General features: G+C 64.4%; 16 protein-coding genes. 9 read left to right on the forward strand and 7 right to left on the reverse strand.

Annotated elements, in window-relative coordinates:
* The first annotated feature begins 61 nt into the window (after positions 1-61).
* Positions 62-1051: an iron-siderophore ABC transporter substrate-binding protein gene (locus ACQR3T_RS08750; RefSeq protein ID WP_032378556.1), complete on the forward strand. Its 990-nt coding sequence runs from the start codon at positions 62-64 to the stop codon at positions 1049-1051.
* On the opposite strand, the gene ACQR3T_RS08755 is transcribed toward ACQR3T_RS08750, so the two are convergent.
* The 4 genes from ACQR3T_RS08755 to ACQR3T_RS08770 all read right to left on the reverse strand — a co-directional run bounded on the left by ACQR3T_RS08755 (position 973) and on the right by ACQR3T_RS08770 (position 6980).
* On the reverse strand, positions 973-2931 hold the full coding sequence (locus ACQR3T_RS08755; RefSeq protein WP_032378557.1) for an ABC transporter ATP-binding protein: 1959 nt from the start codon (positions 2929-2931) through the stop codon (positions 973-975). The two genes, ACQR3T_RS08750 and ACQR3T_RS08755, sit on opposite strands and share 79 nt — an antisense overlap.
* Before the next feature lie 101 nt (positions 2932-3032).
* Entirely contained in the window at positions 3033-5348 is a 2316-nt protein-coding gene (lon, locus tag ACQR3T_RS08760; protein ID WP_428693135.1) for an endopeptidase La, read from the reverse strand.
* 120 nt (positions 5349-5468) lie between these two features.
* Entirely contained in the window at positions 5469-6170 is a 702-nt protein-coding gene (locus ACQR3T_RS08765) for a type 1 glutamine amidotransferase domain-containing protein (RefSeq protein WP_037151761.1), read from the reverse strand.
* Between the two features lie 48 nt (positions 6171-6218).
* Positions 6219-6980, reverse strand: coding sequence for a putative protein N(5)-glutamine methyltransferase (locus tag ACQR3T_RS08770; protein ID WP_428693136.1), 762 nt, complete (start codon positions 6978-6980; stop codon positions 6219-6221).
* Between the two features lie 84 nt (positions 6981-7064).
* Here ACQR3T_RS08770 and ACQR3T_RS08775 point away from each other — a divergent pair, with 84 nt between their 5' ends.
* Together ACQR3T_RS08775 and ACQR3T_RS08780 are read left to right on the forward strand one after the other, a co-directional pair.
* Positions 7065-7448, forward strand: coding sequence for an MmcQ/YjbR family DNA-binding protein (locus ACQR3T_RS08775; protein WP_428693137.1), 384 nt, complete (start codon positions 7065-7067; stop codon positions 7446-7448).
* A gap of 43 nt (positions 7449-7491) precedes the next feature.
* Positions 7492-8301 (forward strand): pentapeptide repeat-containing protein, encoded by an 810-nt coding sequence (locus ACQR3T_RS08780; protein ID WP_428693138.1) that lies wholly within the window; start codon positions 7492-7494, stop codon positions 8299-8301.
* A gap of 3 nt (positions 8302-8304) precedes the next feature.
* On the opposite strand, the gene ACQR3T_RS08785 is transcribed toward ACQR3T_RS08780, so the two are convergent.
* Positions 8305-8514: a DNA-binding protein gene (locus ACQR3T_RS08785; protein WP_428693139.1), complete on the reverse strand. Its 210-nt coding sequence runs from the start codon at positions 8512-8514 to the stop codon at positions 8305-8307.
* A 35-nt stretch (positions 8515-8549) separates the two neighbouring features.
* On the opposite strand from ACQR3T_RS08785, the gene ACQR3T_RS08790 reads away from it, so the two are divergent.
* Positions 8550-9437, forward strand: a complete 888-nt coding sequence (locus ACQR3T_RS08790) for an oxidoreductase (protein ID WP_428693140.1) — start codon at positions 8550-8552, stop codon at positions 9435-9437.
* Here ACQR3T_RS08790 and ACQR3T_RS08795 read toward each other — a convergent pair.
* Positions 9425-9967 (reverse strand): TetR/AcrR family transcriptional regulator, encoded by a 543-nt coding sequence (locus tag ACQR3T_RS08795; protein ID WP_428693141.1) that lies wholly within the window; start codon positions 9965-9967, stop codon positions 9425-9427. The two genes, ACQR3T_RS08790 and ACQR3T_RS08795, sit on opposite strands and share 13 nt — an antisense overlap.
* A gap of 60 nt (positions 9968-10027) precedes the next feature.
* Between ACQR3T_RS08795 and zapE the strand changes: the two genes are divergently transcribed.
* Positions 10028-10945 (forward strand): cell division protein ZapE, encoded by a 918-nt coding sequence (gene zapE, locus ACQR3T_RS08800; protein ID WP_428693142.1) that lies wholly within the window; start codon positions 10028-10030, stop codon positions 10943-10945.
* Between the two features lie 47 nt (positions 10946-10992).
* Here zapE and ACQR3T_RS08805 read toward each other — a convergent pair whose 3' ends face one another.
* Complete coding sequence (locus tag ACQR3T_RS08805) at positions 10993-11496, reverse strand: GNAT family N-acetyltransferase (RefSeq protein WP_428693143.1); 504 nt, start codon at positions 11494-11496, stop codon at positions 10993-10995.
* Between the two features lie 195 nt (positions 11497-11691).
* Here ACQR3T_RS08805 and ACQR3T_RS08810 point away from each other — a divergent pair, with 195 nt between their 5' ends.
* The 4 genes from ACQR3T_RS08810 (at position 11692) to ACQR3T_RS08825 (ending at position 14572) form a co-directional block, all read left to right on the forward strand.
* Complete coding sequence (locus ACQR3T_RS08810; protein WP_037172495.1) at positions 11692-12066, forward strand: hypothetical protein; 375 nt, start codon at positions 11692-11694, stop codon at positions 12064-12066.
* An 85-nt stretch (positions 12067-12151) separates the two neighbouring features.
* Positions 12152-13243, forward strand: coding sequence for an LLM class flavin-dependent oxidoreductase (locus tag ACQR3T_RS08815; RefSeq protein WP_428693144.1), 1092 nt, complete (start codon positions 12152-12154; stop codon positions 13241-13243).
* The gene (locus ACQR3T_RS08820; RefSeq protein ID WP_428693145.1) at positions 13233-13691 is read left to right on the forward strand and encodes a MarR family winged helix-turn-helix transcriptional regulator; all 459 of its coding nucleotides are present in this window, start codon (positions 13233-13235) and stop codon (positions 13689-13691) included. Before ACQR3T_RS08815 ends, ACQR3T_RS08820 begins: the two co-directional genes overlap by 11 nt.
* Positions 13688-14572, forward strand: a complete 885-nt coding sequence (locus ACQR3T_RS08825; protein ID WP_428693146.1) for a pirin family protein — start codon at positions 13688-13690, stop codon at positions 14570-14572. The genes ACQR3T_RS08820 and ACQR3T_RS08825 overlap by 4 nt, the downstream gene beginning before the upstream one ends.
* Positions 14573-14583 lie beyond the last annotated feature (11 nt).

Consider the following 14583-nt stretch of genomic DNA (forward strand, 5'->3'; position numbering starts at 1 on the left):
GATTGAAGCTTTGATAGGTCGGTTAGGCTAACCTCGCTCAGTTCCTGCGCGAGGAGATCACATGAAGAAGTCTGTACAGCTCGTCGCCGCCGGTGCCTCAGTTCTGGCACTGGCGGTCGGCTGTTCGTCCGACAACACAACAACCACATCCGGTGATTCTGGAAGCGAGGCGGGCTTTCCCGTCACCATCGAGCACCATTTCGGTGAGACGGTCGTCGACGCCGAGCCCACCCGCGTAGTGACGATCGGGTTCAACGAGCAGGACTTCACGCTCGCTCTCGGAGTCAAGCCCGTGGCGACGCGCGGCAACCTGAGCTACGACTACCGCCAGCGCCCGTGGGCGCAGGAGGCACTGGGCGGCACCGAGATTCCCGAGGTCGGCAGCACCGACCTCAACCTCGAACAGATCGCCGCGCAGGCACCCGATCTGATCCTCGGACCGTACTCCTTCATCGATCAGGGTCAGTACGACCAACTTTCGGGAATGGCTCCGACGATCGCCGACATCGGCGGCTACGACAACGTGCCCGCGGCAACCTGGCAAGAGGAGTTCGCGGTCGTCGGCAAAGCCCTCGGTAAGAGTCAGGAAGCCCAGGACCAGACGGCCACGCTCGAGCAGAAGTTCGCCACCACCGAGTCCGAGAACCCCCAGTTCACCGGCAAGTCACTGTCTCTCGCGTTCGTCATGGACGACGGCAGCTACCTACTGCTCGGCAAAGACGACATCCGGGCGCTGTTCTTCACCGACCTCGGCTTCGAGATTCCCGACGCATCCGAGACGATCAGTCCCGAGAACCTCGGGCGTCTCGACACCGACGTCCTCGTCATCGCCGGCCAGAGCCGCGAGCAACTCCAGGCGAACCCCCTGATCGCGGCCCTCGACGTCGTGAAGCAGGATCGAACCGTCTACATCGGCTCGTTCAGCACGGATCTGCCCTCGGCTCTTGGCTATTCGAGCCCGCTGTCGCTGGACTACGCAATCGACGGATTCACTCCGATGCTCGCCGCGGCAACCGACGGCGACCCATCCACTGTGGTGCCGGCACCCTGAAGCTCCTGATCCGACCTGCCCGATTGAGCGAACTGCGTCCGATGCAGCTCCTCGTAGCGACCTCCCGCTGCGAGGAGCTCGTCGTGCGTACCTCGCTCTGCGATTCGCCCGTCCTCGATCACCAGGATCACGTCGGCTGCCCTGATGGTCGAGAGTCGGTGCGCGATCACCACCGACGTCTTCCCTTCCAATGCCTCGGCCAACGCCGCCTGCACCGCGGCCTCGGACGTGGAATCCAGTGACGCCGTGGCCTCGTCGAGAATGACGACCCGTGGCTGCGCGATCAGCAACCGCGCGATCGTCAGGCGCTGACGCTCTCCACCGGAGAGTCGATATCCACGTTCGCCGACGACTGTGTCCAGGCCGTCGGGCAAGGAACGTACGAGATCTGCGAGCCTCGCCCTCGACAGGGCATCCCACACTTCGTCGTCGGTGGCATCGGGCCTGGGCAACAACAGGTTGGACCGGATGCTCTCGTGGAACAGGTGACCGTCCTGGGTCACCATTCCGACTGTGCCGCGGACCGATTCGGCCGTCAGATCTCGCACGTCGATACCGCCGAGGCGGACGGCACCGCCGTCGACGTCGTACAGGCGGGCAATCATCTGCGCAATCGTGGACTTGCCGGCACCGGAGGTCCCGACCAACGCCACCATCTGGCCCGGCTCGGCGCGGAACGACACACCGTGCAGAACCTGTTCTCCGCCGCGCGAATCCAAGGTCGCCACCTCTTCCAGCGAGGCGAGCGAAACCTTGTCCGCCGAGGGGTACGCGAACCGAACATCGTCGAGTTCGACGGCCACCGGCCCCGCCGGCAGAGTCTTCGCATCGGGCTTGTCGGTGATGAGCGGAACGAGATCGAGCACCTCGAAGACCCGCTCGAAACTCACCAGTGCGCTCATCACCTCGACGCGCGCGCTCGCCAGCGCGGTCAGGGGCGAGTAGAGCCGCGCAAGCAGAAGTGACAGTGCAACAACCGAGCCCGGGTCCAGTGACCCCCGGAGGGCGTAGAAACCGCCCAGGCCGTACACCACGGCCAGAGCCAGTGCCGAGACCAGCGTCAGTGCCGTCACGAACACCGTTTGCACCATGGCACTGCGAACCCCGATGTCGCGCACGCGCCGGGCGCGTACCGCGAACTCGACCGATTCCTGCTCGGGATGACCGAACAGCTTCACCAGCGTCGCGCCAGGAGCCGAGAATCGCTCGGTCATCTGCGTGCTCATCGCCGAATTGTGCGCTGCCGCTTCACGCTGCAGCCGCGCGAGGCGTCGACCCATCCGTCGCGCGGGAAGCACGAACACCGGCAGCAGAATCAGCGCGAGAAGCGTGATCTGCCAGGAAATTCCGATCATGACCACCAACGTCAACGCCAACGTCACCAGGTTGCTGACGACCCCGGACAGCGTGGTGCTGAATGCACGCTGCGCTCCGATCACGTCGTTGTTGAGCCGGCTCACCAGCGCGCCGGTGCGCGTTCGCGTGAAGAAGGCGATCGGCATGCGCTGGACGTGATCGAACACCGCCGTCCGCAGATCCAGGATCAAGCTCTCGCCGATGTTCGCCGAGAGCCACCGGTTGATCAGACCGACCACCGCGTCCACCAGAGCAATCGCCGCGATGGCGATTGCCAGCAGCACCACCACGCGCAGCTCGCGCCCGTCCACGATGGCGTTCACCACTCGGCCCGCCAGTACCGGCGTGGCCACCGCGAGAACAGCGGAGGCCACGCTGAGCACCAGGAACCCGCCGAGAGCACGGCGATGTGGTGCCGCGAAGGTCAGGATCCTGCGGGCCGTCTCCTTCGAGAACGACGACTGGGTATCGGGCCTGTTCATCGACCGATACATCTGGTTCCAGGCGGTCATCTCCATGCTCATGTCAGCACCCTCATGTCAGTCACCCTCATGTCGTCGATCTCATGTCATCACGGTAGAACCTCGACATAGCTCGAGGTCAAGCGCAGCTCCTCTCGCCACGATCACGCCGCCGCGGATGCTGCCACCGGTTCCAGCGCGAGCGCCAGAATGTCGGCGACGTCGGTCATCGGTCGGACGTCCAACGCTTCCAGCACTTCTGCGGGCACGTCGTCCAGATCCGGTTCGTTGCGAGCCGGAATGAACACCGTCTTCAGCCCCGCTCGTTGCGCAGCGAGCAACTTCTGCTTCACCCCGCCGATCGGCAGCACCCGACCGTTCAACGTGACCTCACCGGTCATGCCGACATCCGATCGCACCGGCCGTCCGGTGGCCATCGACACCAGTGCCGTCACCATGGTCACGCCCGCCGACGGGCCGTCCTTCGGCACCGCGCCCGCCGGAACGTGCACGTGAATGCTGCGATCGAGCGATTCGGGCGTGACACCGAATTGTGCTGCGTGCGAACGTACATAGGACAGAGCGATCTGCGCGGATTCCTTCATCACATCGCCCAGCTGACCGGTGAGCTTCAACCCGGGATCGCCGTCGGTGGAGGCCGCCTCGATGAACAGCACATCGCCGCCGAGTCCGGTGACCGCCAGACCCGTTGCCACACCTGGCACTTCCGTTCGCTCGTGCGCCTCGGGCGTGAAGCGTGGACGACCGAGGTAGGTCACCAGATCCGGCTCGTCGATCTGCAGAACGTCGGCGGTACCCGCGAGTTTCGTCGCCACCTTACGTAGGGCCTTTGCCAACAACCGCTCCAGCTGCCGCACCCCGGGCTCGCGGGTGTAGTCGGCAGCGATCTTGCGCAGTGCGGCGTCGGTCACCGTCACCTCCTCGGACGTGACTGCAGCCCTGTCCATCTGACGGGGAAGCAGGTAGTTCCGCGCAATGACGACCTTGTCGTCCTCGGTGTATCCGTCGATGGTCACCAGTTCCATGCGATCGAGCAAAGGACCGGGAATCTGATCGATCACATTGGCCGTGGCGAGGAACACCACGTCGGACAGGTCGAGATCCAGATCGAGGTAGTGATCACGGAACGTGTGGTTCTGCGCCGGGTCCAGCACCTCGAGCAGTGCGGCACTCGGGTCGCCGCGGTAGTCCGAACCGACCTTGTCGATCTCGTCCAGCAGCACAACGGGATTCATCGATCCCGCCTCGCCGATGGCCCGCACGATTCGGCCCGGCAGTGCGCCGACGTAGGTGCGACGGTGCCCACGGATCTCGGCCTCGTCTCGAACTCCACCGAGAGCGACGCGCACGAAGGTACGGCCGAGCGCACGTGCGACGGACTCGCCGAGCGAGGTCTTGCCTACCCCGGGTGGGCCCGCGAGCACCATGACGGCACCGGATCCGCGCCCACCGACGGACTGCAGGCCACGTTCGGAGCGTCGCGCGCGGACGGCCAGGTACTCCACGATCCGATCCTTCACATCGTCGAGCCCGTGATGATCCGCGTCGAGAACGGCACGCGCAGAATCGATATCGGTGTTGTCGGTCGTGGTGTTGTTCCACGGTAGGTCGAGCACGGTGTCGAGCCAGGTTCGGATCCAGCCCGATTCCGGACTCTGATCACTGGCGCGCTCCAGCTTGCCGACCTCGCGGAGCGCCTGTTCGCGCACCTTCGCGGGCAGGTCGGCGGCCTCGACGCGGCCACGATAGTCGTCGGCACCGTCGGGCTCGTCCTCGCCGAGTTCCTTGCGAATGGCGGCCAGCTGCTGCCGGAGCAGGAATTCCTTCTGGGTCTTTTCCATCCCCTCGCGTACGTCACCGGAGATCTTGTCGTTGACCTCGACCTCGGCGAGATGCGCCTTGGTCCACTCGATCAGAGAGTCCAGACGCGTTGCCACATCTGGGGTTTCGAGAAGGTCACGCTTCTGCACGTCGGTGAGGTAGGACGCGTATCCGGCCGTGTCGGCGATGGCACTCGGATCGGTGAGCTTGTTGACCGAGTCGATCACCTGCCAGGCGTCTCGGCGTTGCAACATCGCCACGACGAGCTGTTTGTACTCGGCCGCAAGGGCTTTGAGGTCATCACTGGCGGTCACATCCGGCACGGGCTCCGCCTCGACCCACAGGGCAGCACCGGGACCGCTGACTCCGTGGCCGATATGCGCGCGGCGCGTGGCCTTGATGACGGCGGCCGGTCGTCCGTCGGCCAGGCGGCCCATCTGCACGATCGTCGCGAGGACTCCGTACGCGGCATAGCGGTCTTCCAGACGTGGTGCGACGAGCAGCGTGCCGTCGTTGCTGGCCTTCGCCGCATCGACGGCGGCGCGCGCGGCCTCGTCGAGTTCGACGGGCACCACCATTCCGGGCAGGACTATCGGATCGGTCAGGAACAGTACGGGGACACGAACGGTTTCGGTCACTTCTCCTCCAAAGATTGAGCTATCGGGACTCAACTTCGAAAGCAGTAGTGATGTTCCCGCTGCTGGCCGGTGTTCTCCGTGGGCAGAACACCGGCCGCCACCGTCTTCACATCAGGGCGACTACTTCAGCGCGCTGACCAGCTTCTCCGCGAGCGGACGCGTCGAGGCCGGGTTCTGTCCGGTGTAGAGGTTTCGGTCGACGACCACATGCGGCGACCATGCGTCAGCGTTCTCGAACTTCGCACCGTTTTCACGCAACCGGGTTTCGAGGAGCCACGGGGCCTTGTCTGCAAGTCCGGCCTGGGTCTCCTCCTCATCGGTGAAGCCGGTGAGCTCGTACCCGTCGAACGCCCAGGATCCATCGGAACGCACGGCAGGAAGCAGAGCAGCCGGCGCGTGGCACACCGCGGACACCACCTTGTCGGCGTCGAGGAAGTCGACCACCAGCGCACCGAAGCTCTCGGACACGGCGAGATCCTCCATCGGTCCGTGACCGCCGGGAACGAACACGACATCGAAGTCCGACGCCTTCTGCTCCTCCAGCACTGCGGGGGAGGACAGAATGGACTCGATGGACGCGAGGTAGCTCTTCTGATCCGCCACCTTCTGCTCGTCACCGCCGTTGGCGTCGACCGCCAGGCTGCCCTCGTCGACGACCGGTGCCTTGCCGCCCGGCGTGGCCACCGTGACGTCCCATCCTGCGTCGACGAAGGTCCGGTGGGATTCGACGAGCTCTTCGGCCCAGTACCCGGTGGGGTGCTTGCTTCCGTCGTTCAATGTCCAGTGGTCGGCAGCGGTTACCGCGAACAGCAATGTAGTCATGGTCGACGAATGCCACCAAGACCCGCGATCGAAACACGTGCTGGATCGCTACGTGCTCGTCGAACCGATCACCACTACGGCGTCGAACATCTCGGATTCGCTGATACCGGCCGTGAACCCGGCCTCGTAGATGGCCTCGAACGTCGAATTCGCCAGCAGGGCACTGGTTTCGATGAGCAGACTACCGTGCGGAGCCAGCCACTCGTGGGCGTGCGCCGCAACCCGCCGATGGAGACGAGCACCGTCCTCGCCGCCGTCGAGCGCGATGTGCGGCTCGTGAAGTCGCGCCTCTCTCGGCATCAGCCCGATCTCGCCCGTCGGGACGTACGGGGCGTTGACGACTATCGCGTCGAATCTGCCGTGCAGCTCCGGCGGCAGCGCGTCGAACAGGTCGCCGCGGTGCACCGTACCTCCGACGGCGTTCAGGTTGCGTTCGGCGCACTCCACCGCAGCGGCGTCGACATCGGCCGCATGCAACTCGGTGACGCCCGGAACTGACAGGCCGATCGCACCGGAACCACAACACAGGTCGAGGAGCGTCGAAGGATGCAGTGCTGCAGCGCATTCGACGAGGAATTCGGTGCGGCGACGGGGAACGAACACACCCGGTTCGACGGCGATGCGTCGACCACAGAACCACACCCACCCGACGACGTGCTCGAGCGGTTCACCGGCGATGCGTCGCCCCAGCATGTGGGCGAGCTCCGCCGGGTTCGAGGCGGACTCGACGAGGATGTGTGCTTCCTCCTCGGCGAACACACACCCGGCAGCGCGCAGAGCGGACACCACGTCGTCGAACCCTGGTTCCAACGCGCTCGACCTCCTGGATTGCTGTGCGCCCAGCTACCCCGTTGAAATACTGTAGCCCGGTATGTCGCAGCAAAGGAGAGGGCGATGAGCTGGGATGCCACAGTCCGTCGAATGTGCTTGGCGCTGCCCGAGGCGTACGAGGAACAGGCCTGGGTCGGTGAGCGCTGGCGGATACGCGGTCGCACGTTTGCCCACCTGCTCGAGATTCGCGACGGTAGTCCGCCGGCATTCGCGAAGGCCGCAGGCACCGACGGCCCAGCCCATGTCCTCATCTTCCGTTCTCGCGGAATCGAACTCGACGCTCTGTCCGTGCGGGACGGTTTCTTCGCTCCGGGTTGGGGACCCGAGATCATCGGCATGAAACTCGACGGCTCCGTGGACCGCGTGGAACTCGGCGAGCTGATCACCGAGAGTTACTGCAACCGGGCACCGAAGAAGCTCGTCGCACTGCTCGATCTACCCGAGTGAATCTCGTTTGACGCTGACGCACGCCGAGGGACACAGTGGAGGCATGGCTGCCCCGATCGAGAACTTGCTGGCCGATTGCGGCAGTTGTTTCGGGCTCTGTTGCGTCGCTCTGCCCTTCGCGAAGTCATCGGATTTCGCAATGGACAAGGCCGCTGGGGAACCGTGCCGCAACCTCCTGGAGGACTCGCGGTGCGGCATTCACTCGTCGCTCCGGGAGAAGGGCTTTCCCGGGTGCACGGTGTACGACTGTTTCGGTGCGGGCCAGAAGGTGTCGCAGTCCACGTTCGAGGGACGTGACTGGCGGCAGCAGCCGTCGAACGCGTCGGAGATGTTCGCGGTCTTTCCGGTGATGCGTGATCTGCACGAACTGCTCTGGTATCTGGCGGATGCGCGTGGCCGGACGTCGACCGAAAGCCTGCACACCCGGCTTGCCTGCGAGTACGACGAGCTGGATGCGCTCACTTCGGCGACTCCCGAGATCCTGATGTCGGTCGACATCTCCATCCTGCGCTCGCAAATCAACGACGTGCTGCTCGTTGCCAGCGACCAGGTGCGCGCCGAGGTCGTGGGCAAGAAGACGAACTACCGCGGACGCAACATGATCGGCGCGAAGCTTGCCGGTGCCGATCTGCGCGGCGCAAGCTTGCGCGGCACCTACCTCATCGGAGCCGACCTGCGCGGGGCCGACCTGCGACTGGCCGACGTGATCGGTGCGGATCTTCGCGGTGCCGACCTCAGAGGCGCAGACCTGCGCGGCAGCATCTATGCCACGCAGTTCCAGATCAACGCCGCACGGGGTGACCGAGCGACACGGCTACCCGAATCCCTGACCCGTCCGAGTCACTGGGCCTGACCATCAGCCGAGTGATCTACCGGTCTGCTCCAATGCTGCTTGGACGACCGTGAGCGCCTTCGGACCTACACCGTGCAGTTTTCTCAACTCTGCCGCCGACACACCTGCGAGGTCGTCCAGACACTGGTAGCCCGCCGCGCGGAACGCCCGAGACGCAGGATTTCCGGTCCCCTTCGGAAAGGCCGGATGTTCATCGGTTTCTGCTGTGCTCACGGGCGCATCCTAAAGCAGACCGGTAGCCTGACGCCGTGCCTGAAACCAAGCAGAGACGCGTTGTCATCACCGGAGCGAACACCGGTATCGGCTACTTCACCGCCTTGGAGTTCGCGAACCGTGGCGACCATGTGACGCTCGCCTGCCGTAACCAGGAAAAAGCCGAGTCCGCAGCGGCGAAGATCCGAGCGGAGGCACCGAACGGAACCGTCGACACGGCGACCCTGAATCTCGCCGACCTGGCCTCGGTGCGGGAATATGCCGCGTCGGCTCCCGAGTCGATCGACGTACTGATCAACAATGCAGGCGTCATGATGCCGGCCTCGCGGACCGAGACCGAGGACGGATTCGAGCTTCAGCTCGGCACCAATCACCTCGGCCACTTCGCCCTGACCGGCCTGCTGTTTCCCAAGCTCGCCGACGACGCGAAGATCACCACCATCGCGTCCGTCGCGCACCGTCAGCGCCCCAAACTCGACTTCGACAATCTCCAGCTCGAGCGGGGCTACAGCGCTCAGCGTGGGTACGCGAACTCCAAGCTCGCGAACATCTTGTTCGCGCTGGAATTGCAGCGTCGGATCGACAAGGCCGGATCGAAGGTGACCAGCAATGCTGCGCACCCCGGCATCTCCTCGACCGAGCTGTACTCCAGCCCGGACGGCTTGGGCAGCAACAAGATCCTGGCGGCACTGGCACCCATCGGACTGAAGTTCATCTCGCAATCCGCCCGTGCCGGAGCACTTCCCACGATCTATGCCGTCGACGTCGCAGGCGGCGGCACGTACAGCGGCCCCACATCGCTGTTCGAGTCACGCGGCAAGCCGGGCCCGGCGTCGATGACTCGCACGGCACAGGATCCCGCACTCGCGGCGAAGCTGTGGGACGTCAGCGAGAAGTTGACCGGAGTCGGCTACCCGCTCTGATTCTCCGCCTCCTTGGCACCCTCGAGGTAGACGGCGATCGGATGCCGTAGCGCTGCAACGGTATTCGACGTCCGACGGCCGAACACCACATCGGCAACCAAGCCCTCGCAGAGCGAGACAAGCCCGTCGCCGTGGGCGGGGTCGCCGAACAGTTCACGGGCCAGTTCGAGCGAAAAGAACGAGCGGGCCAGGACATCCCGAACATCCTGCGCAACAGCAGGGTCGAGCATCAGCGCGTAACGAGCCCGCAGCTCGGTCATGCGATGAGTGAGCGCACGGTGGAGGTACTGCCCCACCACCGTGGCCACGTCGGTCTCGTTGTCGGCAATGTCCACGAACGACGCGTGTGACAACTCGACCAGTCTGGCGGCCACCGCAGCGAGCAGATCGGACTTGGTTCGGAAGTAGTACGACGTGGACCCGGCCGGGTACTCGAGCGTCGAGTCGATCGCGCGGTGGGTCAACGCGCGCAGACCATCGCGAGCAACGACGCCGAGCGCGGCGTCGGCGATGGCAGTTCGACGATCCATGAGCGTGAGCCTACACACCCACTCTACAAATGTAGAGCCTGTCGGAGTACGGTTCGGTTCATGAGGCCGACTGCACCGCGATGCACCTTCGACACCGACTTCATCCTGGACGATGCCCAGGCCGCAGCAGCTGACGCGCTGTCCACGCCCGGCAAGAAGGGCCTCTATCTGTGGGGGCCGGTCGGACGCGGCAAGACCTGGTTGCTCGACACCTATTTCGACAACGTCGACGTCACGGCCAAGAAGCGCGTTCATTTCCACAGCTTCTTCCGCGACCTGCACGCGGCGTACTTTCGCCGCAACTTCTCGATCGACGCGGCCATCTACGACATCCTGTCGACGGAATCCTCTCCTGCATCACTGCTGTGCTTCGACGAATTCCACGTCCACGACATCGGCGATGCCCGCCTCATCACCCGCATGCTCGACGCCCTCTTCGCTCGCGGCGTCGTCCTGGTCGTCACCTCGAACTACGCGCCCGACGAGTTGCTGCCTAATCCGCTGTTCCGCCCGACGTTCCTGCCGACGATCGAGAAGCTGAAGGACGAACTCGACGTGGTCTGCGTCGACGGTCCCGTCGACTACCGTCCCGCCGGCGCCAGCGGGTCGCGATTCGCGTCGGGGAGTTGGAGTCTCGAGCCGGTCTCGGGTGGTCATACGTTTGCCGAGTTGTGCTACGCCGCTCGTTCGACAGGTGACTACCTCCAGATGATCGAGACGGCAACGAGTGTGACGGTCACCGAGATTCCGGCTCTTGCGAGTGTCGACGAATTCGCCGCTCAGCGCTTCGCGAATCTCGTGGATGTCCTGTACGACCGGGACGTACGGGCCGACTTCCACGCTCTCGTCCCGCTGCATGAATTTGCCGTCCGGTGTTCCGGTCTCGACACCGATCGATTGGTCAGTCGACTCAGCGAATTGGGGTCTTCTTCACGCAAGTGCGCGGCGGACAGCGTCCGGATCCCCGGCTCGCAGTAGCTCTTCGCCGCGAGCGATTCTCCCTGCCGCGCCCGTCATCAACGGGTCTATGGTCGCGCCCCAAGTGGTTTGATCATCACAACTTCATGCTCATGGGGAGCCAAGGGGTAGGGAACTCTTTCACCGGTAGCGCTGAATCCCCTGCGCCGATAGAAGGCCTGGGCGCGTCGATTGTGCTCGTGCACCTCGAGCGTCAGCTGGTCGTGCCCGCGTTCGCCGGCCCAACGCTCGATTTCGAGCAGCAAGGCTTCGGCGAGGCCTTCGCCGCGGAGGAGGGGCGTCACGTAGACGCCCAGCAGAAATGTCCTACCGTCTTCGACCCGCGCCCGCATGATTCCTACCCACCGACCCGCGTCGTCCACCGCGGCGAAGCCACACGAGAACGCAGAATTGGTTTCGGCGGCTCGCCGCACCCAGTCGTCATCCGATTGTCGCGACGCAGCATCGAGAGTCTCGACGAACGCCTTCGGCGAGTCTGCCAACATCTCGAGCCGAAGAGCGCGGAACAGCGGCCAGGACTCGGCCGTGACGGGAACGATGCGAAACGCCATGACGTCGATGCTAGGGAAAGAGTCAGGCCGACGAGGGCTCACAAATTAAGGGAGACACCCACTACTGACGGCGGTCGGGGGCGACAGCAGCAGCGGGTGTCTCATTGACCATTCGGGGCCCGTCACCGGGTGGATGGGTATCGGATGGGAAATTCTTTCGAAGTTTTTTCACCCGCCCGGGCATAGCCTGTGACCATGCCTTTCACAGCAGCGAACCACTACGAGTTCAGTGGCGACGACATCACCGGAACCGTGGACGCCCATCGATCCGCCGGCGTCTGGGCGGCGCAGCTCGTCCTCAGTGGTGAGACGCTGGAATCCACGGACGTCACCCGCTCCGATCTGGGATTCGAGGTGCGCACCCTCGTGAAGACTCTCTCGGACGGCAACCGGACCCACCTACTCATCGTTCTGCCGCGGATCAACATCGACGCGGAGGACGGCCAAGACGTCACGTTCACCTCCTACGCAGTGCTCTACACCGTGCACGGCGGGTCGTCCGAGCAGCACGGCGCGGCCGAGTCGTACGACGTGCGTTCGCTCGGCGGAACCGCGTCGCTCGTCCGGTGATCGACACGGAATAGCCCGAACGGCGTGTCGGTTGTACGGCGTAGTCGATGCAAACGCATGAACTTTGTTCGGGTAGGAGCGCACCATGCAGTTCGGAATTTTCTCCGTCGGAGACGTCACCACCGACCCCACGACCGGTGTGACGCCCACCGAACACGAGCGCATCCGCGCGATGGTCACCATCGCCGAACATGCCGAAGAAGTGGGCCTCGACGTTTTTGCTACCGGCGAGCACCACAACCCGCCGTTCGTGCCGTCTTCGCCCACGACGATGCTCGGCTACATCGCGGCGCGGACCGAGAAGCTGATTCTGTCCACGTCGACCACGTTGATCACCACCAACGACCCGGTGAAGATCGCCGAGGACTACGCGATGCTCCAGCATCTGTCCGAGGGACGCGTCGACCTCATCATGGGTCGCGGCAACACCGGTCCGGTCTACCCGTGGTTCGGCCAGGACATCCGTCAGGGAATTCCGCTCGCGCTGGAGAACTACCAACTCCTCCGACGACTGTGGACCGAGGACGTCGTGAGCTGGAAGGGCAACTTCCGCACCCCCCTCGACGGGTTCACCTCGACGCCGCGCCCGCTCGACGACATCGCGCCGTTCGTGTGGCACGGCTCGATCCGCAGCCCGGAGATCGCAGAGATCGCCGCGTATCACGGTGACGGTTTCTTCGCGAACAACATCTTCTGGCCCAAGGAGCACTACATCGCGCTGATCGACCTGTATCGCGAACGGTACGAGCACTACGGCCACGGCCGTGCCGACCAGGCCATCGTCGGCCTGGGTGGTCAGGTGTTCATGCGCAAGAACAGCCAGGACGCGGTAAAGGAGTTCCGGCCGTACTTCGACAACGCACCCGTCTACGGCCACGGTCCCACCATGGAGGACTTCACCGAGCAGACCCCACTGACCGTCGGATCTCCGCAGCAGGTGATCGAGAAGACGCTCGCGTTCGCGGACTACTTCGGCGACTACCAGCGTCAACTGTTCCTGATGGACCACGCCGGTCTGCCGTTGAAGACCGTACTCGAACAGCTCGACATCCTGGGCGAGGACGTGGTGCCGGTACTGCGCAGAGAATTCGCTGCCCGACGCCCCGAGGGTGTTCCGGAGAATCCCCCGACTCACGCGTCGATGCTGGCGGAGAAAGAAGCAGCTGTTGCCGTCTGACACCGAGTTGTCGATCCAGGCCTGGGAGGCGCTGTTTCGCTCCCAGGTCGCGCTGATGCGCCGGTTCACCGCAGACGACATCTGGGATCCGATCGGCATGCGTGAGTACGACGTGTTGTTCACCCTGAGTACCATTCCGAACCGCCGACTCCGGTTGCACGAACTCAACGACGAGATCCTGCTCAGCCAACCGTCGCTCAGTCGGATGTGCGACCGCCTTGCAGCATTGGGTTACGTTGCTCGAGAACCTGATCCGTCGGACAAACGCGGGACGGTCATCTGCCTGACCGATACTGGAGCGGACGTGCAGACGACCATCGGACGGAAACACGCCGCCCGCATCAGGCGCTACGTCGGCGACGCTCTGAATGCCGACGAGCTGAAGACACTCCGAAGTCTGTGCACCAAGCTCAGACTCGCCCAGACCGACATCCGGGAGCACACATGATCCAGGTCCTCACCCCTCGTGAAGTTCCACTCGGCGGTCCCCGCGCCATGAAGGTTCGTCGCACCCTGCCCCACAAGGACCGATCCCTCATCGGCGCATGGTGTTTCGCCGATCACTACGGCCCGGAGCGCTCGCGCATGGATGTCGCACCGCACCCGCACACCGGGCTGCAGACGGTCAGCTGGCTGTTCTCGGGCGAGATCGAGCACCGAGACAGCGTGGGTTCGCACGCCATGGTTCGGCCGGGCGAACTGAACCTGATGACGGCCGGGCATGGCATCAGTCACTCCGAGGTCTCCACCCCGCAGACCGACATCCTGCACGGCATGCAGTTGTGGGTCGCCCTTCCGGCCGTATCCCGTTTTGTTGCACCGACATTCGAGCACTACGTACCGGACCCGGTCACTGCACCCGGACTCGCCGCCCGAGTGTTCCTCGGCACCGTGCTCGGCGAGACCTCACCGGTGTCGACGTACACCCCACTGCTCGGGGCAGAGATGGTGCTCGACGCCGGCGCGCGGGTCACTCTCGAAGTCGACCCGACGTTCGAGCACGGGATCATCGTCGACCGAGGATCGGTGACCCTGGCCGATATCGATCTAGGCGCTGCCGAACTGGGCTATGTCGAACCCGGTGAACACGAACTGCACCTGCACAATTCGACGCAGGAGCCGGTTCGGTTCCTGCTACTGGGCGGTCCGCCGTTCGGCGAGCAGATCGTGATGTGGTGGAACTTCGTCGGCCGCAGTCACGAAGACGTCGTCGAGTATCGAGCGGCCTACGAGGCCGAGAACGGTCAGTTCGGCACCGTCGAGGGCTACCCCGGGCCGCGGCTTCATGCGCCCGAACTCCCGAACGCCCGCATGAAACCTCGCGGCTGACTGCCGAGCAC

Origin of the sequence: Rhodococcus sp. IEGM1428 (assembly GCF_050321865.1) — a bacterium.
Lineage (GTDB): Bacteria > Actinomycetota > Actinomycetes > Mycobacteriales > Mycobacteriaceae > Rhodococcoides.